The organism is Peribacillus sp. NPDC055009 (assembly GCF_053608705.1).
On record NZ_JBSGVZ010000008.1, the window covers coordinates 170,672 to 192,743 of the forward strand.

The 22,072-nt window shown below is 37.2% G+C and carries 24 protein-coding genes and 1 pseudogene; 3 read left to right on the top strand and 22 right to left on the bottom strand.

What is annotated here, in order from left to right:
* Window positions 1–169: 169 nt before the first annotated feature.
* From ACWF5P_RS14435 to ACWF5P_RS14470, 8 genes are all read right to left on the bottom strand, one after another.
* Window positions 170–595 carry a VOC family protein gene (locus ACWF5P_RS14435; protein ID WP_260357723.1) on the bottom strand — a complete coding sequence of 142 codons (426 nt, stop codon included), beginning with the start codon at window positions 593–595 and terminating at the stop codon, window positions 170–172.
* A gap of 1,061 nt (window positions 596–1,656) precedes the next feature.
* A complete protein-coding gene (locus ACWF5P_RS14440; RefSeq protein ID WP_101225359.1) occupies window positions 1,657–2,265 on the bottom strand; it encodes a ClpP family protease in 609 nt (202 codons plus the stop codon).
* 412 nt (window positions 2,266–2,677) lie between these two features.
* Complete coding sequence (locus tag ACWF5P_RS14445; protein WP_101225360.1) at window positions 2,678–3,106, bottom strand: DoxX family protein; 429 nt, start codon at window positions 3,104–3,106, stop codon at window positions 2,678–2,680.
* Between the two features lie 71 nt (window positions 3,107–3,177).
* Window positions 3,178–4,029: a M56 family metallopeptidase gene (locus ACWF5P_RS14450; RefSeq protein WP_230175913.1), complete on the bottom strand. Its 852-nt coding sequence runs from the start codon at window positions 4,027–4,029 to the stop codon at window positions 3,178–3,180.
* The gene (locus ACWF5P_RS14455; RefSeq protein WP_101225362.1) at window positions 4,029–4,445 is read right to left on the bottom strand and encodes a BlaI/MecI/CopY family transcriptional regulator; all 417 of its coding nucleotides are present in this window, start codon (window positions 4,443–4,445) and stop codon (window positions 4,029–4,031) included. Before ACWF5P_RS14455 ends, ACWF5P_RS14450 begins: the two co-directional genes overlap by 1 nt.
* A gap of 327 nt (window positions 4,446–4,772) precedes the next feature.
* Complete coding sequence (locus ACWF5P_RS14460) at window positions 4,773–5,444, bottom strand: NAD(P)H-binding protein (protein WP_452444998.1); 672 nt, start codon at window positions 5,442–5,444, stop codon at window positions 4,773–4,775.
* A 41-nt stretch (window positions 5,445–5,485) separates the two neighbouring features.
* Window positions 5,486–6,058 carry a histidine phosphatase family protein gene (locus tag ACWF5P_RS14465; RefSeq protein WP_434169670.1) on the bottom strand — a complete coding sequence of 191 codons (573 nt, stop codon included), beginning with the start codon at window positions 6,056–6,058 and terminating at the stop codon, window positions 5,486–5,488.
* Between the two features lie 27 nt (window positions 6,059–6,085).
* Window positions 6,086–6,430 (bottom strand): n-acetylglutamate synthase, encoded by a 345-nt coding sequence (locus ACWF5P_RS14470; protein WP_434166999.1) that lies wholly within the window; start codon window positions 6,428–6,430, stop codon window positions 6,086–6,088.
* A gap of 241 nt (window positions 6,431–6,671) precedes the next feature.
* Here ACWF5P_RS14470 and ACWF5P_RS14475 point away from each other — a divergent pair, with 241 nt between their 5' ends.
* On the top strand, window positions 6,672–7,193 hold the full coding sequence (locus ACWF5P_RS14475) for a DUF2179 domain-containing protein (RefSeq protein ID WP_101225365.1): 522 nt from the start codon (window positions 6,672–6,674) through the stop codon (window positions 7,191–7,193).
* 42 nt (window positions 7,194–7,235) lie between these two features.
* On the opposite strand, the gene ACWF5P_RS14480 is transcribed toward ACWF5P_RS14475, so the two are convergent.
* The 14 genes and pseudogenes from ACWF5P_RS14480 to ACWF5P_RS14545 all read right to left on the bottom strand — a co-directional run bounded on the left by ACWF5P_RS14480 (window position 7,236) and on the right by ACWF5P_RS14545 (window position 20,054).
* Window positions 7,236–7,514: an HNH endonuclease gene (locus ACWF5P_RS14480; protein ID WP_101225366.1), complete on the bottom strand. Its 279-nt coding sequence runs from the start codon at window positions 7,512–7,514 to the stop codon at window positions 7,236–7,238.
* Between the two features lie 15 nt (window positions 7,515–7,529).
* Window positions 7,530–7,934: a cytosolic protein gene (locus tag ACWF5P_RS14485; protein WP_230175911.1), complete on the bottom strand. Its 405-nt coding sequence runs from the start codon at window positions 7,932–7,934 to the stop codon at window positions 7,530–7,532.
* Between the two features lie 63 nt (window positions 7,935–7,997).
* Window positions 7,998–8,753 carry an exodeoxyribonuclease III gene (locus tag ACWF5P_RS14490; protein WP_452444999.1) on the bottom strand — a complete coding sequence of 252 codons (756 nt, stop codon included), beginning with the start codon at window positions 8,751–8,753 and terminating at the stop codon, window positions 7,998–8,000.
* Between the two features lie 75 nt (window positions 8,754–8,828).
* Window positions 8,829–10,334, bottom strand: coding sequence for a cardiolipin synthase (cls, locus tag ACWF5P_RS14495; protein WP_452445000.1), 1,506 nt, complete (start codon window positions 10,332–10,334; stop codon window positions 8,829–8,831).
* 125 nt (window positions 10,335–10,459) lie between these two features.
* Complete coding sequence (gene glgA, locus ACWF5P_RS14500; protein WP_452445001.1) at window positions 10,460–11,896, bottom strand: glycogen synthase GlgA; 1,437 nt, start codon at window positions 11,894–11,896, stop codon at window positions 10,460–10,462.
* 16 nt (window positions 11,897–11,912) lie between these two features.
* Window positions 11,913–13,019: a glucose-1-phosphate adenylyltransferase subunit GlgD gene (gene glgD, locus ACWF5P_RS14505; RefSeq protein ID WP_260357730.1), complete on the bottom strand. Its 1,107-nt coding sequence runs from the start codon at window positions 13,017–13,019 to the stop codon at window positions 11,913–11,915.
* Between the two features lie 18 nt (window positions 13,020–13,037).
* The gene (locus tag ACWF5P_RS14510; protein WP_311735942.1) at window positions 13,038–14,204 is read right to left on the bottom strand and encodes a glucose-1-phosphate adenylyltransferase; all 1,167 of its coding nucleotides are present in this window, start codon (window positions 14,202–14,204) and stop codon (window positions 13,038–13,040) included.
* Complete coding sequence (gene glgB / locus ACWF5P_RS14515) at window positions 14,204–16,132, bottom strand: 1,4-alpha-glucan branching protein GlgB (RefSeq protein ID WP_434169671.1); 1,929 nt, start codon at window positions 16,130–16,132, stop codon at window positions 14,204–14,206. The genes ACWF5P_RS14510 and glgB overlap by 1 nt, the downstream gene beginning before the upstream one ends.
* A 258-nt stretch (window positions 16,133–16,390) precedes the next feature.
* The gene (locus tag ACWF5P_RS14520) at window positions 16,391–17,404 is read right to left on the bottom strand and encodes a glycoside hydrolase family 15 protein (protein ID WP_434167003.1); all 1,014 of its coding nucleotides are present in this window, start codon (window positions 17,402–17,404) and stop codon (window positions 16,391–16,393) included.
* Window positions 17,405–18,177: 773 nt separating this feature from the next.
* Window positions 18,178–18,339, bottom strand: coding sequence for a hypothetical protein (locus ACWF5P_RS14525; protein ID WP_434167004.1), 162 nt, complete (start codon window positions 18,337–18,339; stop codon window positions 18,178–18,180).
* 62 nt (window positions 18,340–18,401) lie between these two features.
* Window positions 18,402–18,551 (bottom strand): annotated as a pseudogene (locus ACWF5P_RS14530) (AzlC family ABC transporter permease); the annotation flags it as partial.
* Window positions 18,552–18,688: 137 nt separating this feature from the next.
* Window positions 18,689–19,207, bottom strand: coding sequence for a uracil-DNA glycosylase family protein (locus ACWF5P_RS14535; protein ID WP_434167005.1), 519 nt, complete (start codon window positions 19,205–19,207; stop codon window positions 18,689–18,691).
* 243 nt (window positions 19,208–19,450) lie between these two features.
* Window positions 19,451–19,666, bottom strand: coding sequence for a hypothetical protein (locus ACWF5P_RS14540; protein ID WP_434167006.1), 216 nt, complete (start codon window positions 19,664–19,666; stop codon window positions 19,451–19,453).
* A gap of 13 nt (window positions 19,667–19,679) precedes the next feature.
* Window positions 19,680–20,054, bottom strand: a complete 375-nt coding sequence (locus ACWF5P_RS14545; RefSeq protein WP_434167007.1) for a hypothetical protein — start codon at window positions 20,052–20,054, stop codon at window positions 19,680–19,682.
* Window positions 20,055–20,503: 449 nt separating this feature from the next.
* On the opposite strand from ACWF5P_RS14545, the gene ACWF5P_RS14550 reads away from it, so the two are divergent.
* Together ACWF5P_RS14550 and ACWF5P_RS14555 are read left to right on the top strand one after the other, a co-directional pair.
* Window positions 20,504–20,791: a hypothetical protein gene (locus ACWF5P_RS14550; protein WP_402937141.1), complete on the top strand. Its 288-nt coding sequence runs from the start codon at window positions 20,504–20,506 to the stop codon at window positions 20,789–20,791.
* Window positions 20,788–21,933, top strand: coding sequence for a glycosyltransferase (locus ACWF5P_RS14555; RefSeq protein WP_434167008.1), 1,146 nt, complete (start codon window positions 20,788–20,790; stop codon window positions 21,931–21,933). The genes ACWF5P_RS14550 and ACWF5P_RS14555 overlap by 4 nt, the downstream gene beginning before the upstream one ends.
* Window positions 21,934–22,072 lie beyond the last annotated feature (139 nt).

A 22,072-nucleotide genomic window follows, 5' to 3' on the forward strand; every position in this document is an offset into this window, starting at 1 on the left:
AAGCGATAGGTATCATACCTATAATTCCATAAGGAGTACCGCAAGCAACACGTGGATACAATGTTAAGGATATGCCAATATTAAAAAGCCCAATCTCTCAGTGATATATAATTGAGAAATTGGGTTTGCAACTAAGTCACCAAAGCAGCTGCTATTAGTTAACTAGAGATTATTGTTTACCCTCTGTATACACTTGAAAGGTTACACCGAATTTGTCTGTTACAATTCCATATGCAGGGCTGAAAAAAGCTTCCTGCAGCGGCATTGTCACTTCTCCGCCTTGAGACAATGTTTCAAAGATTCTTTTTGATTTTTCAATATCGTTTATTGAAATACAGATCGTGACTTGATCTCCAGAGTGACTAGGTTGACCTGGAAACGTATCGGAAAACATGAGATCCGTTTCCCCAACCCTTAACATTGCGTGTGCCACAAGATTTTTTGCTTCTTCTGGCAAAGGAAATTCCGGGTTTTCAGGCATTTCTCCAAAAGTTTGATTAAAAAGGACTTTCGCATCAAGTGCTTTTTCGTAAAATTGAATCGCTTCTTTTGCATTTCCGTTCATCATTAAATAGGGGGACAGTCGCATGGTCATAAATAGCTCCTTTTGTTCTAATTTTTGTTAGAAAGCATGAGTAACTTCCAAGCCTCTTTTTGAAGTTGTGGACAATAACCATTATTACCCATGACTGTATTTTATAACTAAGAACGTGTGTTCGTCAACGAAAATCACTTGAATACTAACAATTTTTCAGGTGACAGACTGGTTTAAATAAAATATTAAATGATTATCCCACTAGCTTAAAGTGTTTGTTTTGTTCATGACCACATTGTTACAAAAACTGAACCATTCACCTTGGAATTTTCTTCGATTAAACACCAACAGATGCTTTTGCATTAAAATAATCTATTTTTTGTTTGTTATTCATAAAAGCTATAGAAGCAGGAGAAACCACGGTCCTTATCAAGCCTAATGATCATAACACCCAATTACGTTTAATATGGAAGTTCTTGAATCTCATTGCTGGACTAATAGAAAAATCCTTCAGTGTTTCTCTTTTAGCCTTACTTAACTAAAAAAGGAACCTGATGGATTGCATAGACCAATCAATTCTTTTTCTTCCGCAGCCGATTCGTCTTAAAATTCCCCGCCCGGTACATGGTAGATTTTCTCTCCTGCACTTTGCCTACCATATGCAGAGTACCGATAAAAAAATGTAGCGAACAAAAAGTAGCCCCGAAATACACCACTTATGTAGTATATTTGGGGCTACTTGACGTTTACTTAAATACTGAGTAGTCAGTCTATATTCGGACTATCAGTTCTTTTCATTCCTGAATTTTTGAAAGTTTGTCTAGTCTTTTATCTTTTGTAGCTTAGAATCATGCTAATTTGCCCCTGGTTGATTAATGGCTCTCAGACTAAATTTGTATCCCACTATTATATAAGTTACCCATCTCATTTAAATTCTCACGTTCTAAAAAAGATGGAAAATAGCTATAGAATGTTGATATAAGAGGTAATTAATCTTGAAAAAATAAGATATTTATTGTTTGTAGTACAGATTTAACTATATAACCGAAAAAAATTAACTTTTTCTTCTAAAAATAATAGAAGAATTATAACCAATCTCACTTCCCATTTAACTATAAGTATTAAATTATTTCATGTACAATTCCTAAACTCAAACCTTCGTCATTTGCAAACATGTACCATTCTTCATCTTCCTTTTCAGCATACAATTCTTCTGAAATGTTGGTATTTTCCACAACAAACTTCTTAATACGATTATCTAAACGGTCATAGAAATTCATTGTATTTTTAGCCTTCTTAGAAGTTGATTGAACAGACATACTTCCATCATGAATAAGAATTATTGTATTGGGATATGCTTTTCTATAATGTCCACTAATCAACAGTAACGCACCCATAGAAACACAAGATCCTACACCAATGGTTTCAACTTTCGTTTTACTTGATTTAATTGCATCAATGGCAGAAAAACCAGCCACTACATCTCCACCATCAGATGTTACATAAATTTGTATTGTCTTTCTTTTATCTATTGGAATATTTAACTCTTCATCTTCTCGATTCCATTCTTGAATCCAATAAACAATTTTATTTACAATGGTTGTATCCACATCATAATTATAATAAATTTTCCGTTCTTTCAGTCCAAGGTAAAACTGATACTCCTCAAGAGAATCAGGTAAATTCCCTATTATTTCCAAATATTCATTATTGAATTCAACTTTTTTCATTATAAATCCTCCTTAATAATATGCTGTGTTATAGGAAGAAAAAGTGTAATACACAATCATATCTATTTATTAATTTATTCAGCAAGTACAATCTTCGCAACAGCATTCATCATCATTTTAAAGTCCATTATTTTTTAGAACATAGAAAAGTGAAATGAGAATGTAGAACCTTTTACAAAGGGAAAAACACAATAGCCCAATTTTGAAATTCCAAACCATTAAACCCTGACTCGATTTTCTTTATTGATTATTTGCATACAATAGTAGAAAAAATCAAAGGTTCTGGTGCATTTCAACAGAACATCGCTCCATCAAAAAAAAGGACCTAATCGATTAGGTCCTTTTTGACTTTAGTCTATTCGTTTCAATTTGGTGAGCTATAAACTTAACACTGTGATATTGTTTATTTTTATTAACTTGCTTTCATTTCTGAATCTTGTCCTCTTTTAAGATTAGGTAACTTAGAATCTATCGATAGGAATCGACTTCCATTTAAAACTAGATGAAGTGCAATAATCATAAGAACGAGATCCAGTTCGTACCCTGAAGCTTCTCCATTCCCCATAAAACCTGCAGGGAATTTCACATAAACAATTGCACCAGCCATGATGAATACAAGGAGGGCAGATATTATTCTTGTTCCAAGACCTAATATTAAAGCAATTCCTCCAAACAATTCAATAACACCGACTACATAGGCCATAAATCCCGGTATGCCTATACTTTGAAACCATCCTGATGTGTTCTCCAACCCGCCTTGGAATTTTGACAATCCATGTAGCAAAAATGAAATTCCCAACATAACTCTTAATAAAAAGGTACCGATCTCTTGTTTATTCATGTCACATCTCCTTTTTTTATTTTACACTACAAAGTGTAGTGCAATGTGGTAAAAAAATCAAGTGAAAGTCATCAGACAATCACTATAGTCATTCCCAAAAGTATAAGCAAAACATAAATAGAAACAAAAATCGTAGTAGTTTCAGCCCTCAAAGGAATTTTTTTATGGGGATCGATTAATTGCTGAAGTCTATAGTTAACTGATTCATTGGAGAAGTGGACAAGGACGGGCGAGGATTTATCAGTGTAACCATGTTTAATTAACTTCAACAAAGCAGTACTTATGCCTAATTCAGTCCCCATTTTATTTATCGCATTTTCATCGGCTGATAATTCACTTATTATTTTGTAATTTTTATGACACCATTTTGTAAGTGGGACAAACCATAAAGCATCTGATATCAACTGTAAAATAAATATTACCAGCGGATGATATTTTTTTTGGTGAAAGGCTTCATGCTCTACTACCGCTTCTAGCTCATCCTGGTCCAATAATTTAATTAAACCAGAACTAAACACAATGAATGGCCGACAAAAACCAAGCGTAAACGCAAGAGGCTGATCAGCATTCACAACTAAGATATCATTGTTGACCCGGTTGAATGTTTCATTTATAAACCTTGTCTTTTCAAAATTTTTGGAAAGAAAAAGCTTTTGTTTAAACCTTCTGGATAAGAAATATTGCTCTGCAATTTTGAAAAGGGTGCTCAATATGCTATAGGATATTATTATACTGAGCAGGGTGACGACTACAAAATAGTATACTGAATCTTCCTTGAATAGACTAAAGCAAAATTTAAAAAAGTTGGCTTTAATATTCACACCAAAAAAGATATGTACCAAAAACGCTCCCATTTGGCACCATACTACACAGGCAATTAAAAGACTCAGGCTTATCACAAAATAAGACTTACTCTTCCACATTATAATTTATCCTTTTTTAACGATTGAATTTTTTGTTCCAATTTTTCAATTAAACCTTGGTCAGCATCTTTCATGGCATCCAGCATATGGCTTATGACCGCTCCACCAAATTCATCCAGCAAATTCTCAGTCAGTTTCTTTGACTGCTCTTCTAAAAACTCCGCTTTGGATTGAACTGGGCGAAATAATGAGAGCCTTCCTTCAGACCTCTTTTCAAGAATGCCTTTTTCGACTAAACGATTCATGACGGTCATTACCGTGTTGAAATTGATAGGTTTGTCAAGTTCCAATGATTGCTGAACCGCTTTGATGCTCTGTTCATCTTTATCCCATAAATATTCCATGATATTTGCTTCCAATGGACCAAAGAAACGATTCAGTCCAACTTCATCATATTTAAAATTTTTAATATTCATCCTTTACCACCTCCCACTACAAATTGTAGTGGATATCACTGTTACAATCAAGTTTCATCTGGAATTTGAACGTTTATAAATAAAAACAGTAGGCAAACTGGTTTTTCTTCGAGTTTGACTACAGTCTGAAACGAGCCTTTTACAGGCATGTTTCAATAATTAATAGTAATCCTTTGTCCTCCATTTCCTCAAATTTTTTGACCTTGCTGTTTCTTCTGGTTAACCACCTCTATTACACTCCACTACCTTCTGTAGCAATGTTCTTCCGTTCGTTTTTCCTTTTTAGCGTTTTAGATTAAAAAACGAGCCTTTTGCAGGCTCGTTTCACTAGTTAAACCTTTGTGCAAGTTTCTCTATTTCATGAGAATTATAAAAATGATATCCTTTTGCCGTCGTTTGGGCTGCAGCGTACATTGCAGCAGTTACTTTGTTTGCTTCTATTGCACGATATGGACGTAAAGGGCCTACAAAGAAAAATTTCACAAATGTACTTAGCAACCCAGAAATCTTTTCACCTGCCCTGAATTCCTCACGTTCTCCTAGAAGTAAGGAAGGGCGGAATATATGTACAGTATTCATTTCCAAGCGTTGTAGTGTTCCTTCAACATCTCCCTTAACACGACTGTAAAAAAACTTTGATTTGGAATTGGCTCCCATGGCCGTAATGACTAGTAATTTTTCAACATTCGATGTCTTTGCCATTTTAGCTGCTTCGATTATATAGTCATAATCGACTTTACGAAAAGCTTCCTTCGATTTAGCCTTTTTGATCGTTGTACCCAAACAAATGAAAACATCGGTGACGTTGAATAAATAGGCATACTGGGACAAATTATCGAAATCCACAACATGTCCTGTGCACTTGGGCTCCGTGAATTTCATTTCCCTTCTTGTCAGCAAATGGATTTCACTATAGATTTTGCTGTTGCTTAGCTGTTTAACCAACTGGGTGCCTACCACACCTGTAGCGCCTAAAATCAATGCCGTCTTATTAGTCATGATTTCCCACTTTCCTTCATTAGCTGCTGAATAATATAGGACTAAGATAAATGATGCACTTGATTGAAATCATCAATTATCCAAGAATCGACTTCAAATCTTATCGTACTCAAACATGCATTGAATAAGCGCATTTCATTTGATACGATTGACTCGTTTGACATCAAGCGTAAAATAAAATGAATGACTGCACCATGTGCAACAAGTATAACTTTTTTCTCAGGATACTTCTTATGAATTCCCTGAAGCCCATTCATCAGCCTGTTTCGTAAAGATTCCTGATTTTCCTGACCAGGATATTCTTTATCAATGAATGCTGACGCCCTTTCAGCTGCTGTCATTCCTTCGGCAACGCCAAAGTTTTTTTCAATGAATTCCTTTTTTTCAATGACCGGGACTTCAATATAATGCGAAATGATATCTGCCGTTTCCCTTGCCCTTTTTAGAGGGCTCGAAATAATCACATCCCAAGAAGCCTCTTTTGACAAGAATTCACCACATTGCCGTGCCTGTATCTTTCCTAGTTCATTTAAAGGAATATCAGTCTGCCCCTGCAGTTTCCCTAGTGCATTCCAATCTGTTTGACCATGCCGCACTAAACAGATAGTAGTAATTGTCCTCAAACCCTTCTATGTAGATTGTTATTTTTTCACTTCTTCAATGATGGAGTGTCCTTCAGTCTGATCTAGATCTGACCATTTCCATTTTTCATGCAAGCGTATCCTGCCATCTAGCAATAATTCAGGAGTGGAAAGACAGCTGCCTCCTCTAATTTCACCTTTTTCATTGATATGATTATACCTGAATTCCAAGGAACCATCCATATTGACAAGCCCTATTAAAGTTCCTTTAACAATCTCACCACCATGATAACTTGCTGAAAGAATTGAGCCTTCTTGTGAATAGTGGAAGGAAGTATTTCCCGATACTTCTCCATTTTCAGAATTGACTAGAGCTTTGAAAATCCTACCATCATAATTAAACATCATCATTCCTCCATATGAATTAATAAGGATAATGATACCAAATTAATCAAAAAATGAATATTCAAAAATCTTATAGGATTGTTAATTCTGTGTCCAGAAAATGACACAAAAAATACATAATATTCCCCATTGAATTCCCCTATTATGATGTGGTTAGATTATGGAAGATGTTACTTATGGAATGAACAATTCCCAAGGTGAAACGTCTAATCAAACTGGAAGATGTTGGTGAGGTGCTCAAGTGAAAGAAATACTTCTGATTCTACTATTACAACTTATTTATGTTCCGATTTATACGTTGCGAACCATTTTCTTAGTAAAAAATATTACCATACTTGCCTCGATACTGGGTATCGCAGAAATGTTAATATACGTTTTTGGATTATCCTTAGTATTTGGCGGTGACCAAAGCATACTCGCCATGGTTGTATATGCAGTCGGTTTTGGAATCGGAATAATTTTTGGTACGAAAATTGAGCAAAAACTTGCCATCGGTTTTATTAATGTAACCGTTAATACTCAAACCAAAAATGAACTTTTGGTAGATACATTGAGGAATAACGGATTTGGTGTAACTCTTTATACGGGCGAGGGCAGGGATAGCAACCGTTACCGGATGGAAATCTTGACAAAACGCAATCGGGAACAAGAATTGATAGCAACCGTTGAAAAGTTTGAACCTAAGGCTTTCATCATTTCATATGAACCACGTTATTTTAAAGGTGGTTTTTTATTGGACCGGTTGAAAAATAAAGCAAGCTGAACCGAAATGCAAAAGCCCATCTTGTTATGATGGGCTTTTGCATTATTTCGTTTTTGATTTTCTAATTCTCACTGCCCTCGTTACCGGCTGTTTTTTGATCCACTTTAAGTATTTTTTTAGTGCTTCATCATCTTTTAACAAAGGCACGGTATATAGTCGGATGGCCAGCTCTCGGTTTGAATACAGTGCGTGAATCTGTTTGTGACAAGATTTACAGAGATAGGCAATGGGTAAATGGCTGCCACCTAATTCTCTAGGTGTTAAATGATGGATGGTCAGTTCTATCTCACCCCTGTCACAAAGCTCACAAGTACCCTTCATCTCATTGATCGGCCGTTAAGGCTTAACGGATTTTCCTTCTTCAACAATATGAAACATCAAATGGGCAAGATGATGGATTGGTCCATACTCTTCATTGGCATCATCTTCTTCATCTTCCACTTCCACTTCATCCATGCCTTGTAAATAAAGTGCCATGAACTCATAAAAATCATTTTTAGTAAAAGAGTAACAATCACTTGGATCCTGATTATCTTCTTCATACTGTAAAACTAGATGAGATAAATCACCCTCATCATCTTCAGCATCAAAAAATACAAAATATCCGATATTTGTATCCAGTTCAAATAATCTGCGAAAACCTCGTGATGTTGCTTTTTCAAACTCAGCCGCCGACAATTTTTGCACTTGCATGCTGTCTACATTATCTTCTTGATGAAAGCCCACGATAAATGTGTTCATAATCAAACCTCCTGTTGAATATGGATAACCATTAGTATCCCCATTTAACCGAATTTATTCCATTTATAGATTTGTTTCCAAGACGACCGGGCAATGATCGCTGCCCATGACATCGCAGTGAATATTAGCCTCTATTAAAGATTCCGCCAGACGTTTTGAAACAATGAAATAATCGATTCTCCACCCTATATTCCGCTCCCTAACTTTTGCCATATATGACCACCAAGAGTAGGCCCCTTCCTGGTCTGGATAAAAATGGCGAAATGTATCGATAAACCCTGCATCAAGTAATTCAGTCATCTTTCCACGCTCTTCATTAGTGAAACCGGAATTTCCAATATTGGATTTTGGGTTTTTTAAGTCGATTTCCCGATGTGCAACATTGAGGTCCCCACAAAAGATAACCGGCTTCACCAAGTCCAGTTCACTAAGATAATCTATCATCCCATTTTCCCATTCGAGACGGTAATCAAGCCTTGATAAATCCCTTTTAGCATTTGGGGTATAAACGTTCACCATATAGAAATTTTCGAATTCAAGTGTTATGATCCTGCCTTCCGGCTCCTCGTCCAGCTCCCCTACACCATATTTCACGGAAAGCGGTTTTTCCTTCGTGAAAATGGCTGTACCTGAATATCCTTTTTTCAGTGCATAATTCCAATATTGATGGTACCCTTCCAACTCAAGTGTAATTTGTCCTTCTTGAAGCTTAGTTTCTTGCAGACAAAAAATATCTGCATCCACATCTTTAAAGTAATCTAAAAATCCTTTTTTAACACAAGCTCTAATTCCATTCACATTCCAGGAAACCAATTTCATATTCTCTTAAATTCTCCTTATGGCCAATTAATTTCTTTACATTTCAACTATACTATTTATCTGCTATTTTTCCCATTAGAGTACATTCGAAAACAATCTGGCAAATGATTCTTTTGAACGTTCCAGCAACCCCCGATTGTTATACCTAATAGGATCTAGTTTGTCACTATCCATCATATCCTCTTTGTAGTGAGTGATGAGATCTTCAATGGAACGACTGCCCATTAGAAAGACATTCACTTCAAAATTCAGATGAAAACTCCTCATATCCATGTTTGCCGTCCCTATGGAAGCCATATCACCATCTACGATAATAAGTTTCTGATGTAGAAAACCTTTTTTATACGTGTATACCTCTACACCGAATTGAAGCAGCTCCCCGAAATAGGAGCGACTGCCGTATTGGGTTAAAAACCCATCATTTACTGCCGGAACCATAAGCCTAACTTGTATCCCCTTAATTGCAGCATGTTTAATTGCTGCTTTAATCGCTTGATTTGGTACGAAGTATGGACTTGCAATCCAGATTGATTTTGTGGCGCTAGTAATAAGTGAATAGTAAAAATCACTCATGATTCCCTGTTGTGTATCAGGTCCGCTGGCCACCACCTGGACAGCTCCATCCCCTTGTTCCAATATATTGTTGAATTCTGGACGTTCTTCTAATACATCTTCCCCACTGACATATTCCCAATCCAAAAGGAAAACAGTATGAAGCATATATACCGCTTCACCTTTAAGGACCATATGTGTATCTCTCCAAAATCCAATCGTTTTATTTCGCCCTAAGTATTCCTCTCCTACGTTTAAACCTCCAACAAAGCCAACTTCCCCATCAATGATGATTATTTTCCGGTGATTCCTAAAATTAAACTTTTGATTAAAAAAACCATGTTTCAGTGGTGAAAATGGATAAGCCTTTATCCCTGCATTTTTCATCCGTTTAACTTCATTATTTGAAAGGCTTAAACTACCGGCAGCATCAAAAATGAATAAAACTTCAACACCATTTTTCGCTTTTTCAATAAGGATATCTATAATTTCAGTACCAAGCCTGTCGGAACGAAAAATATAATATTCTATATGAATGAACTTTTCAGCTTTTTTTAACTGTTTAATGATTTCGGTAAACGTTTCGTTACCATTTTTCAACACTTCCGTTTGCGATGATGTACTAATGGTGGTCTCTGATGCATTTTTGGCAAAAGCTGCGAATGATTGCTGGTGATTATTCAAGAACGATAGATCAGGCGAAGATACATGTGTAACAAGACTCTTCCATTCTTCGCGATCTTTTTTCCTTTTACTTCGAAATAAATACCCTTTTAAATAGAGCTGACCTGAAAATAGATAAAACACATATCCAAATACCGGGAAAAACAAAAGTACATACATCCATAAAAGGGTCTCGTGTGCAAATCTATTTTCCAGCATGAGTGAAAACATGGTAATAAACATCACAAAAATATATAATCCAATAAAAAATAGCTTCACGTCGAAGCTAACATGAGTGAACAGGATCATAAAAACTGCAGCAATCAAAATAAATAAAAATACAAATTCCATTCTTCTTCTTTTCATCGTTTCATTCTCCTACACAGCAATATTTTATATATCTAAACATATACCCATATTTGATGGTAAAAGAAACAAAACACTTACGAAAACAATATTCGTAAGTGTTTTGTGTATTACCTATCCAATTATCACTTCATGACAGGAATCAAACTTTCATATAGCTCAATATACTTTCTGGAAGATGATGTCCAACTGAAGTCTAACTTCATTGCACTTTCGGCCATTTTCCTCCATCTTTTCGGCTGGAATTTGTACAGGCCAACAGATTGCTCAATTGTATGAAGCATATCGTGTGCATTATAATTCGTAAAACTGAAGCCATTGCCTTCACCAGTAAATTGATTAAACGGGATGACCGTATCACGAAGTCCGCCAGTTTCCCTCACTAAAGGCAGTGTACCATAACGGAGTGCCAATAGCTGGCCAATGCCACATGGTTCGAATTGGGACGGCATCAGGAATATATCAGAACCAGCATATATCTGTCTTGCTAGCCCCTCATCAAAATATGTATTGACTGATACCTGATTTGGATATTGGTCAGCTAAATGGCGAAATGCCGATTCATATTGCTCTTCACCCGTACCTAAAAGGATGAATTGAACTCCTTGATTCATTATTTCATGAAAAACATGGAGAATAAGATCTATTCCTTTTTGATCAACAAGCCTGGTCACCATGGATAGAACCGGGACCCCATCATTGACAGGAAGATCCAGCGTTTCCTGTAGCTGACGTTTATTCTCCATTTTACCGTCATAGGAATCGAATGGAACTGCAAGATGTTCATCTGCCGCAGGATTATATTCCTCATAATCGATTCCGTTAATGATTCCTTTAAGGTCACCATTTCTTTTGCGTAAAAACCCATCAAGATTTTCCCCAAAATAAGCACTCTGAATTTCTTCCGCATAACTTGGGCTTACAGTTGTGACTATGTTAGAGAATGCTAGGCCGGCTTTCAAATAACTGACATTCCCATGGAATTCAAGACCATCGATATTAAAATATAACTCACTCAAATCGAGTAATTCCGCTAAAACAGCTTTAGGATAAACTCCTTGATAACGTAAATTATGTATGGTAAATATCGTTTTAATATCCTGATAGAATGGATGGTTATGATAATGAGCTTTCAGCAAAACGCTGACAAGGCCCGTTTGCCAATCATGACAGTGTATGACATCCGGTTTTACTTCTAAATAAGGTAAAGCCTCTAAAACTGCACGGGAAAAAAAGGCGAACCTTTCGCCATCATCAAAGAAACCATAACTGCCATGTCTTTTGAAATAATATTCATTATCCAGAAAATAATATGTAATTCCGTTAGCAACAAGTTTTTCGATGCCGCAAAATTGCTGGCGCCAACCGACAGGAACTTCAATACTCGTCATATGTTCCAATTCCTGTTTGAATCGGTTAGGTAGATCCCCGTATTTAGGAAGGATGACACTTACATGGACTCCCTGTTTTTTCAGCGCTTTCGGGAGCGCGCCTATAACGTCTCCGAGCCCTCCCGTTTTTATAAAAGGGGCGCATTCTGAAGCAGCAAATACAACATTCATTGCCGCACCTCCTCTATTAAATTACTTCCGCTTTTTTTATTACAGTAGGCTGTTTTAAACCAATAACTGATTTTTCACTAGTAATTCTCACTTCTTTATCAGTTATGGTATTTTCAACGATAGCTCCTTCTTCAATCACGCCTTTTTGCATGATGATGCTATTTCTTATAATGGCACCCTTTTTCACCTTTACCCCACGGAAAAGTATACTGTTTTCCACAGTCCCTTCAATATCACACCCGTTGGCTATCAATGAATTGGTAACCTTCGAAGAACTTGAATATTTGGTCGGTGCCTCATGTTTGATTTTTGTATAAACATCCCAAGTATCCCCGAAGAAAGAACGGATTACCGAAGGATTCAGGAAATTCATATTACTGGAATGAAAGCTTTCAATGGAATGGATGAATGGCATATCTCCAGTAAAATTGTAGCCTTTGACGGTAAAACGATGAAGATTGGCTTTCACTGCGTCTTTCAAAAAGTCATATTCTCCACTGGCAACACAGCTTTTGATCAAGTTCACCAATAGAGTTTTACTTATGATGAATGTTTCCAGGCAAACATGGTCACCAGGTCTAGGGATGGTATAAAAGCTAATGTCAGTAATGTCTTCATCCGAATCTACCGAGCAGGTGTGATAGATTGGTTTCTCAATCAATTCCCCTACATAATCCTTATATACGACCGTGATATCCGCTTTATGTTTTTTGTGATAATCAAGCACTTCATTAAAATCCAATTTGCATACATGGCTTCCAGGGGAGATGATGACAGTATCTGCCTGTGCACGTTCGAAAAAGCTGAGATGATCATAGAATTGCTTCATATCGCCCGTTACTGTTTCATCCGGATGGATAGGGGGCAAGATATATAAGCCTCCTGACCGCCGATCCAAGTTCCATTCTTTACCTGAGCCAAGATGATCCATAACTGAAAGATACTTTTCTTTTGGAAAAACGGCTACTTTTGATACATCTGCATTAATGAGATTCGACATCGTAAAGTCAATCAAACGGTAGCGTCCGCCAAATGGCACAGATGCTACATTACGGTGAGCAGTCAGATCTTTTAAATGTTGTCTTTCATTGATTAAATTAATAATACCCAACACATTTTCCATAGCCATCTTCCCCTTTTTCTAGTTAAGAGTGATCTTTTTTTTGTTTGGATTGATAATGGTCTGATTTTCACCAATTAAGGTAATATCTGATGTAACCGCTGAATTGCCAACTACGGCACCATCTTCAATAACACAATTGCTGGCTATGATGCTTCTTTCTATATGAACATTTTCACCAATCGTAACATTAGGCATGATGACTGAATCTTTTATGGTTGACCCATAGCCCACCTGTACATTATAGGATAAAACCGAATGTTCAATGTTCCCATGAATCATGCACCCTTCATTGATAAGCGACTGACTGACCTTGGCATCCGGTGATATATATTGCGGCGGGTGATTTGCATTTCGGGCAAAAATTTTCCATTGCTGATCATCCAACTGGAAATTTGGCGTATCCTCCAATAAGTCCATATGGGCCTGCCAAAGGCTTTCGACCGTTCCAACATCTTTCCAATAATCATTAAAACGATAGGCATATAGCTTTTTTCGGTCTTCAAGCATCTTTGGAATGATGTTGCTGCCGAAATCGTTGGAAGAATTTTTATCTTTTTCATCATTTATTAAATAACGTCTTAAGGTTTTCCAATTGAAAAGGTAAACTCCCATGGAAGCAAGATTACTCTTTGGATACTTTGGTTTTTCATCGAATTGAGTGACTTTATCATCATCATTGGTATTCATGATTCCGAAACGACTTGCTTCCTGCCACGGTACTTGAATGACAGCTATGGTCGCCTCGGCATTTTTTTCGATGTGATAATCCAGCATCTTACTGTAATCCATCTTGTAGATATGGTCACCAGAGAGAATCAATACATGTTCCGGATCATAGTTATCAATGTATTGGATATTTTGATAAACAGCGTTTGCCGTCCCTTTATACCATTCACCGCCTTCTTTCCCTTGATAAGGAGGAAGTACGGAAACTCCGCCAACATCAAGATCAAGGTCCCAAACTTTCCCATTACCAACATAATCATTTAGAATCAATGGCTGGTATTGGGTCAGTACCCCAACCGTATCAATACCAGAATGAGTGCAGTTACTTAATGGAAAATCGATGATTCTATATTTACCGCCAAAGGGAACAGCTGGTTTTGCCAAACCGATTGTCAATTCACCTAACCTTGAACCCTGGCCTCCTGCCAATAACATTGCTATCCATTTTTTTGCTCCCATTATTCGTTCACTCTCCCCCGTCTTTTTTTTGTTTGCTTCATAAAAATAGAAATGCCTAATGGAGGTACAGTTATTTCCATGCTGTATGGTTGATTATGGTATGGATCCTTTTTGACATTAATGGGTTCTTCATTGATCTGACCCGATCCTCCGAAAGCTGCTGAATCACTGCTGAAAACCTCAATATATTTGCCTTGGGATGGTACACCTATTTGATATTGAGCATGAGCCTGCGCAGAAAAATTACAGACAACAATGCAATAATCGCCTTTCCGTTTACCTTTTCTCATAAAGGTAATGACACTCTGATTACTATTGTTCGGATCTATCCATTCAAAACCCTCCGGGACATGATCCAATCTCCATAGTGAGGAAGTTTGCCGATAAAAATCCTGGAGAGTTCGGAAGTAATGGGCCAGCTTGTCGTGTGATTCATATTCCAAAAGCAGCCAATCCAATTGTTCCTCATCTTTCCATTCTATGAATTGGCCAAATTCACTGCCCATAAATAGAAGCTTCTTGCCAGGATGCGTCATGAAATACCCAAAGAGTAACCGTAAATTTGCGAATTTCTGCCAGTAGTCACCTGGCATCTTATTCAGTAATGACTTCTTGCCATGAACCACTTCATCATGTGAAAAGGGCAAGACGAAATTTTCTGAAAAAGCATAGAAAAATGAAAATGTTAAGAGGTTATGATGATATGGCCTTTCATGTGTTTCAAGTTTCATATAACGAAGGATATCATTAGTCCATCCCATATTCCATTTGTAATTAAAGCCCAGTCCGCCTATATCGGTAGGAGAAGTTATGAGCGGCCGGTCTGTTGCTTCTTCAGCCATCATTAATGCATTTGGATATTTTTTGAATACCACTTCGTTAAGTTTTTGTAAAAATTGTATGGCTTCCAGGTTTTCCTCACCGCCAAACTGGTTTTTCAGCTTGACCGGCAATGGATTATCATGATTTAAATAAACCATTGACGAAACCGCATCGACACGAACCCCATCAATATGGTATACATCCATCCAAAACATTACATTTGATATAAGGAAACTGACTACTTCCGGTTTGGTAAAGTCAAAATTGTATGTCCCCCATAACGGGCGATCTGCTCTAGTATGATCAATTGGTTCATAGAGAGGCGTACCATCGAAACGGGAAAGTCCATGCGCATCTTTACAAAAATGGGCGGGAACCCAGTCAAGGATTACTCCTATGCCCTTTTGGTGACAAAGGTTAATTAGATATTTAAAATCTTCCGGTGAACCGTAACGGCTGGTTACGGAATAATAGCCCGTGACCTGATATCCCCACGATTTATCAAATGGGTGTTCCATTATGGCCATGATTTCAATATGTGTAAAACTATTATCAATCACATAATCAACTAATCTATCAGCCAATTCACGGTACGAATAAAATTCGCCATCTTCTTTTTGTTTCCATGTTCCGGGGTGCACTTCATAAATGGACATGGGCTTATGATAAATATTTTCCTTTTTCCTATCGGCTATCCACTTCGAATCTTGCCATTCAAAATTATCCAGCCTTTTAATGACCGAGGCTGTATTTGGTCTGACTTCCGAATAAAAGGCATATGGATCGGCTTTTAGGATACGTTTATTTCCAGGTGTATGTATTTCGTATTTATAGAGTTCCCCTTCTTGTAGTCCTGGTACGAACAACACCCAGATACCTGAACGCTCGATCCGTTTCATCGCATGATCTTTTCCGTCCCAATTATTAAAATTACCGACAACTGAAACTTGCTTGGCATGGGGGGCCCAAACGGTGAAGCGTACTCCTTCAATACCTAATGATGTTACAATGTGTGCCCCAAGCATTTTATAGCTTTCATAAAGGGTGCCTTCATGAAACAAATATAAATCGAAATCGCTTGGATAATTCTCTTGCAGCTGGTCCATAATTGTACTCAATAAAACCCCTCCATCAGTATTAACTCGATAGTATTTTACCCATCCTTCCCCAGTTATTATATATATTCGGTAAAAATGGTATTAATCCTTCAAATGGAGGTGAATATATTGTAATAAATGCCCGTTTTTTTAATAAATAAAACATCTTTTCGCGAAAAATAGCCATTTATTGTAAAAATATTATTATTCCAATAAAAGCTCTCCCCATTTTTTGGGAAGAGCTTTATGTTATCATGTATGAATTCTTCATTTTATTTGTTCAGTTCGAATCATCTGAGTCTTCGTCAAGAATAAATACGATAATGAGACTGACCATGCCAAAGGAGTATTCCTGTTTGGAATATTACTGCCTCCTATATATAATTCAGGAACTTCCCAATTTTCCGGAATGATCATTTTCGTTTTATCTATATATTCCTTTACTTTGTTCATCATGCCAAGTTCAAGGTAGCATAAGCCCAACCACGGAAGCCCGAAACACCATTCCGCTTCTTGACCGTCATTATAATAAAGGTCCTTTTCATATCTAATGCAACCATTTGTTCTTTCTAGGCGCTCTGTGACATTTTTCAATATTTTTAGTGCTATTTCACGGTCTACCAGCCGATAAGGATAAATCAAGGATAGAAGGGCTAAATCCGTCTCTTTTGAATAACTTTCCCTTGGAAGCAGGAAACGAAGTGTTTCTTCTCCTTTTTTAATCAGTTCTTCCTTGACGTTTACCAGCATTTTGACTGAATTCAAACCAGCAACACATGCACCTATGCTCGAAGCATGGATTTCGATATTCTCTTCCCACATCCCGTTATCTTCCGCTTGCCAATATTGCAGGCATTCCAAGTAACTGACCAACTTTTGAACGATCATTAAATCACGTTGATTTCTTATCACCTTTTTCCCATGCCTATATCCTTCACCGACCCCCCATAAAAAGGCACCTATCGCATCATTTTGGGCATGGCCCCACTCATCGGGCAGTTCTTTAAGCTCAGTGGAATACCGTGCATGGATATGTTCAAATAGAAACTGGGGTTTCTGTTCCGTATGAATATCTATCTTCCACTCATAGGATTGAAATAAGTCAAATAAAGCATGATATGCTTTCTCGTAACGATTGGACGGATCATTTATAAAAGGTAATACTGTATAAACGACATCCCTTATCCAGACATAATTATAATCATCGGAAACACTTGCAGTATATGCGCCATTAGGAAGCCGCATGCGATCAAGAACCTCTAGGGCACCATTTACATTCATTAATTGAACACCTCCATAGTTATTTGCTTATTCCCATTGTTGACAGACTCCCATTTTCTAAACGTTGGTTGTTTCATTTTTCAATTAAAAGCGCTTTCAATTCAGCTAGCCATAACGACTTTTTCAGAAGTTCATTCACCACAGTTTATGTAATCACTGCCGTTTTTGATAATCAAGCTTCCAATGTTCAATAAAAAAGCGTCATTTGCCTACCCGTAATGAAGTTGCTTTTATGAAATATGTTCTTTGGAAAATAAAAAACCAGTAATGGCAATCCATTACTGGATATATCGGCCTATCATTCAAATCTTTAGTAGTTATTAAAAGAATAATCGTATCATCAATGAAAGCATGCCAATCATTAGCGTACTCCATATACTTCTCGTAAACATGGCAACCAGGAAAGCTGGTAAAAGCTGAGGCCAATTTTAAAGCATTACCCATTATTTAAAAAACCTGTTCCGATAATAGAAGTTCTTGAACCAATGACGCCTCCATTACGGCCACCGCACATGCTTTAGCCAATCTATGCCCTTGGAATCTGCATATTACTAATCAGCATCAAATGAACGATTCTAGGTATGAAAGTCACAATCGAAGCCCCAAGGATATACCTGCTTATTTCCATCTGTCAATTACCATCCCCTATCACTGAAGCTATAACCGTTGCAACTATGACGCCAGTACTGCCAGGAAAGAAGAAACCCTAATGCAACAACGATTAATATGCTGCCAAAAAACGACTGCAAGATCTATAAAAAAGTCTTTTTTACTCAATATTCAAAACTAAGAAGGCCGGTAAACAAGGCTGTCAGGCCAGAAACCGCTTTTGCTAGTAACCAATTTATATCGGCTTCAAGATTGTGACCAAGCATACTAAAATCAAACCGTTTCCTCTTCTGTGCCGTTGTGGCCGCCAACTCCAAATGTTTCATCCGTTAGTAAGTCTCCAAGTTATCAGTTTTTGTTTTCCAACCTTGCTGCCTGAATTAAGGAGCTAATGCAGCAATAGATGACGACTGTTAACAAAAATATACGTAAAAATCATGGCCGAGACCGGATGACTTGAGGCCATAATCCATGCCGCCATGAATTGTCCAGACCCTGCATAGAGTAAAAGCGACATAAGTGCCACTTCAATCATACTTAATCCTGACTTTCTTTCGCGACCCCTTCAGCAAAACCGATACTTAGGTATACAATCCTTTACTCCTTGCCAAAAGCCATCCCCATCATCGGAAAAGTCATCGTTTTTCCAATCCACCCTTATATTAATAAGTGCCTTTAATTGCTTTTCAGCTTGCCAAGCAGAATTGGCAACTCACTATATATTTCGATGATCTCATCTATCGGCATTCTAACTAAGCCGCTGGAAGAAGGGGCAACGAATTCCATGGATTGATTCGATGAAGGTTCTTCTTGCAGTCCCCAAGAGATTTTTCGTAATTGACGGTATTCCTGATAAACACCCTTGCCTACAAAACAGACAAGTCTAGGTTCATACTTTTCAATTTTCCTTTTTAATTGCTGCCTTCCTATTATGTACTCTTCTTTAGTGATATCTTGCGCACCTTTTGTAGGCCTGGAAACGATATTGGTAAAACCATAACCTAAATCCAGTAATGATGAGTCTTCGGTTGGAGCATATTTCCTTGGTGTCAGCCCGGACTCGAAGAGGATTTTCCAAAAGCGGTTGTTTGGATTCGCATAATGATGGCCAGTCTCGCCTGAACGGATGCTTGGATTGAAACCTACGAACAAAACATCCAAATTTCCCCTTAAATGATCAGAGATGCCTTCCATTTTAAAACTCCTTTTCAAATTCATATTTAATAATTGTACAAAACTGAAAAATAATTAACTACCTTTTCCGCCATTTTCACAACATATATCCAAAATTTAAACACGTTTCTTGTAGAATGTGGGATGATTGTTTCAAATTAATAACTCTAATATTGATGACATATGATTCCGCTTTAAATTACAAGCATTTTACACGTTCAAAAAGAAACAGCCACCTTATAGATGGCTGCTTCTTCATATATCTTATTGTGCGTGACTAACGCGAACAAAGCTTATTTGACTTAGTGGAATGGTTATGATATCAAGATTGCCTTCATAACCTGGAGAGGTTTCTGTTAATTGACAAGTATCATCTGTTACTTCAAATAACACTCCCTCGAATAAATCACTGCTCGTTGCCACTTCGACCGTGTTCCCAATGTAATGTCTTAATTGTACATAAAAAATACTAGCTAACAATGCATTCTCCTCCTTATATAGGCTCTCTAACAGAATTGATGGAATTGAACGGAACAAATACTACAGTTCCCGCAGCTTCAGTAATTACGATATAATTTTTTTGAATTGAACTCAATATTCCCGTTACCGGGGCAAAATCAGTTGAAGCCGTTACCGTTCTTCCTAGTAATGCTGCTAAAGCACCTCTTAAATCAGGATCTCCTGAAGTGTCAGGTGTTCCTGGTCTTGGTTTACCATTTTCAACAAGCCATTTATAGTAGAGATAGTCGTAACTATTCTTTTTACATGGCTTCTCACTTTGATTCACACTTTGATTCTCACTTTGATTCACACTTTGATTCTCACTTTGCTTCCCACTTTGCTTCCCACTTTGCTTCTCAGTGCTCATTATTTTACCACCTTTATATTGTCTATTTTATTACCTTCGTCATGGTTCTCTTCTTTTTTCCTTCATCCCCATGCTCTCATTTCTTTACCTTCTCCTTTTTGAAACGGTCCCCCCTTCTTATCTTTCATGCAGCACTGAACTCGTTGTCGATCGATAATGTGAATCCTGGTATGGTTCAAACCGAAAATGAATTTTCGACCTTGCTAATATTTTTGCCTTGATTCGATTTCCCCTGAATTCATTGATCCACCAGATACATTTGATTCCTTTGAGGATCTTGACAATTTGCTGCTGCTTCTATATCGCTTCAAAAGTAGTATATTTATGACTGATGTTTTCGGCTTGGACTAATCAACCTTTTTTTAAATTACTTTACTTTTTTTTGAAGGTTTTACGAAATCATGTCCATTTCTCTAATGAATGAATATGATACGGTTGAGGTGATAACTATGACGAACAAACAAAAAAAGGATTACATAGGCATTGTAATCCCTTCATGTCACAAAAAGTCTGCATTAAAAGCAGAACGTATGGAACAAGCAAAATCCCCTTTTTTCAATTGTTCACTTCCTATTAATAAAGGTTTTTCTGAAGCGGACGATACTAATTGTTGTGCATCAATAAATGAGCCAGGTTCCCACATTAAATTGTTACTTTCACCATTAAATTCAAATAAAATTCATCATCATACAGTTACTGGATCTGATGAATTTTCCCAAAGAGGTAAGGCAGCATGAAATCAATAAGAGTCCTGATGGTGTTAGATACAATGGATGTAAGCGGAACGGAAACGCATGTATTGAGTCTTGTGAAGGAATTACAGTCTAAAGGAATATATACAGCAGTTGTTACTGGAAAAGGCAGCATGATTAGCCGGTTACGAGAAACGGGATGTAAAGTTCACCAAATGAATTTCCCTAAAACATTGACGATTAACTCGAATGAGGAATCTCCATTATTGAATAGCTTGGTAGAATTGTTACGAAAAGAACAGATTACACTAGTGCACGGGCACCAAATTATATCCGGCTACCTCTCTGCAAAGGCAGCTAAGCTCTACAATATTCCCTTCGTCTTCACCCTGCATGGGACATACTTCCAGAAATCGGATATAAAAAGTGTGTTACAGTTTACAGATGCTACGGTTGCAGTTAGTGAACCGGTAAAAGAACATATTCAGCCATTTTTCCCTAAGAATATTTCAGTCATTGCAAATGGAATTGATACAGCCGATTTTTCCCCTTCCCCTTCATTGGAATTAAGAAAAAAAATGAATATTCCCCTTGATGCAAAAGTAATTCTATACTGCAGCAGGATAACACGGCATAAAGCAAAAATCTGCATGCTTTTAATCAAAGCTTGCAGGGATTTAAAATTAAAGGATATCCCCAACCTTCATGTAATCATCATCGGTAACGGCAGCCAGCTCAAGGACATTAAGAATGTGGCTGTGAGCATCCAATCTTTATATAAAGAAGAGTTCATTCATTTCACTGGGGAACAAAAGAATGTGAGAGACTATTATGCACTTGCAGACTATGTTGTAGGTACGGGCAGGGTTGCTTTGGAGGCAATGGCATGTGAAAGACCCGTTATTTCATGTGGAAATCTAGGGTATTTTGGGGAAGTGAATAAGAAAAACTTTCAACAAGCCTGGGAATGCTACTTTGGGGATCACGCTGCAAAACAGACTTGCAGCCAAGCCATTCTTTATCGTGACTTACGCAACCTTCATCAATCAAACGCCGGGGTTCAAACAGGCAGGGATTTAAGGAAATTGGTATTGAAACAATTCGATAGTAAAAAAAATATATTACCGCTAATTGAATTATATGAAAGTACAATTCAATCATTTGAACAGCAGCAGGCCATAAATTAATGGTTCTGCTGCTATTCAATCTCTCCCGATGGCCATCAAGGGTTCTATTAATTCTTTATTAGGGGAATAAACTACATAGAAATTGGAGGCATAGATCTCTCGATTAATAACAGCCAATAAATGATTCTAGAAAATGAAT

Bases quoted from the DNA above. Each gene is read 5' to 3' on its own strand.
- ACWF5P_RS14435 (WP_260357723.1), bottom strand. From the start codon at position 595: ATGACCATGCGACTGTCCCCCTATTTAATGATGAACGGAAATGCAAAA.
- ACWF5P_RS14440 (WP_101225359.1), bottom strand. From the start codon at position 2,265: ATGAAAAAAGTTGAATTCAATAATGAATATTTGGAAATAATAGGGAAT.
- ACWF5P_RS14445 (WP_101225360.1), bottom strand. From the start codon at position 3,106: ATGAATAAACAAGAGATCGGTACCTTTTTATTAAGAGTTATGTTGGGA.
- ACWF5P_RS14450 (WP_230175913.1), bottom strand. From the start codon at position 4,029: ATGTGGAAGAGTAAGTCTTATTTTGTGATAAGCCTGAGTCTTTTAATT.
- ACWF5P_RS14455 (WP_101225362.1), bottom strand. From the start codon at position 4,445: ATGAATATTAAAAATTTTAAATATGATGAAGTTGGACTGAATCGTTTC.
- ACWF5P_RS14460 (WP_452444998.1), bottom strand. From the start codon at position 5,444: ATGACTAATAAGACGGCATTGATTTTAGGCGCTACAGGTGTGGTAGGC.
- ACWF5P_RS14470 (WP_434166999.1), bottom strand. From the start codon at position 6,430: ATGTTTAATTATGATGGTAGGATTTTCAAAGCTCTAGTCAATTCTGAA.
- ACWF5P_RS14480 (WP_101225366.1), bottom strand. From the start codon at position 7,514: ATGAAGGGTACTTGTGAGCTTTGTGACAGGGGTGAGATAGAACTGACC.
- ACWF5P_RS14485 (WP_230175911.1), bottom strand. From the start codon at position 7,934: ATGAACACATTTATCGTGGGCTTTCATCAAGAAGATAATGTAGACAGC.
- ACWF5P_RS14490 (WP_452444999.1), bottom strand. From the start codon at position 8,753: ATGAAATTGGTTTCCTGGAATGTGAATGGAATTAGAGCTTGTGTTAAA.
- cls (WP_452445000.1), bottom strand. From the start codon at position 10,334: ATGAAAAGAAGAAGAATGGAATTTGTATTTTTATTTATTTTGATTGCT.
- glgA (WP_452445001.1), bottom strand. From the start codon at position 11,896: ATGAATGTTGTATTTGCTGCTTCAGAATGCGCCCCTTTTATAAAAACG.
- glgD (WP_260357730.1), bottom strand. From the start codon at position 13,019: ATGGAAAATGTGTTGGGTATTATTAATTTAATCAATGAAAGACAACAT.
- ACWF5P_RS14510 (WP_311735942.1), bottom strand. From the start codon at position 14,204: ATGGGAGCAAAAAAATGGATAGCAATGTTATTGGCAGGAGGCCAGGGT.
- glgB (WP_434169671.1), bottom strand. From the start codon at position 16,132: ATGGACCAGCTGCAAGAGAATTATCCAAGCGATTTCGATTTATATTTG.
- ACWF5P_RS14520 (WP_434167003.1), bottom strand. From the start codon at position 17,404: ATGAATGTAAATGGTGCCCTAGAGGTTCTTGATCGCATGCGGCTTCCT.
- ACWF5P_RS14525 (WP_434167004.1), bottom strand. From the start codon at position 18,339: ATGAAACATTTGGAGTTGGCGGCCACAACGGCACAGAAGAGGAAACGG.
- ACWF5P_RS14535 (WP_434167005.1), bottom strand. From the start codon at position 19,207: ATGGAAGGCATCTCTGATCATTTAAGGGGAAATTTGGATGTTTTGTTC.
- ACWF5P_RS14545 (WP_434167007.1), bottom strand. From the start codon at position 20,054: ATGAGCACTGAGAAGCAAAGTGGGAAGCAAAGTGGGAAGCAAAGTGAG.
- ACWF5P_RS14550 (WP_402937141.1), top strand. From the start codon at position 20,504: ATGACGAACAAACAAAAAAAGGATTACATAGGCATTGTAATCCCTTCA.
- ACWF5P_RS14555 (WP_434167008.1), top strand. From the start codon at position 20,788: ATGAAATCAATAAGAGTCCTGATGGTGTTAGATACAATGGATGTAAGC.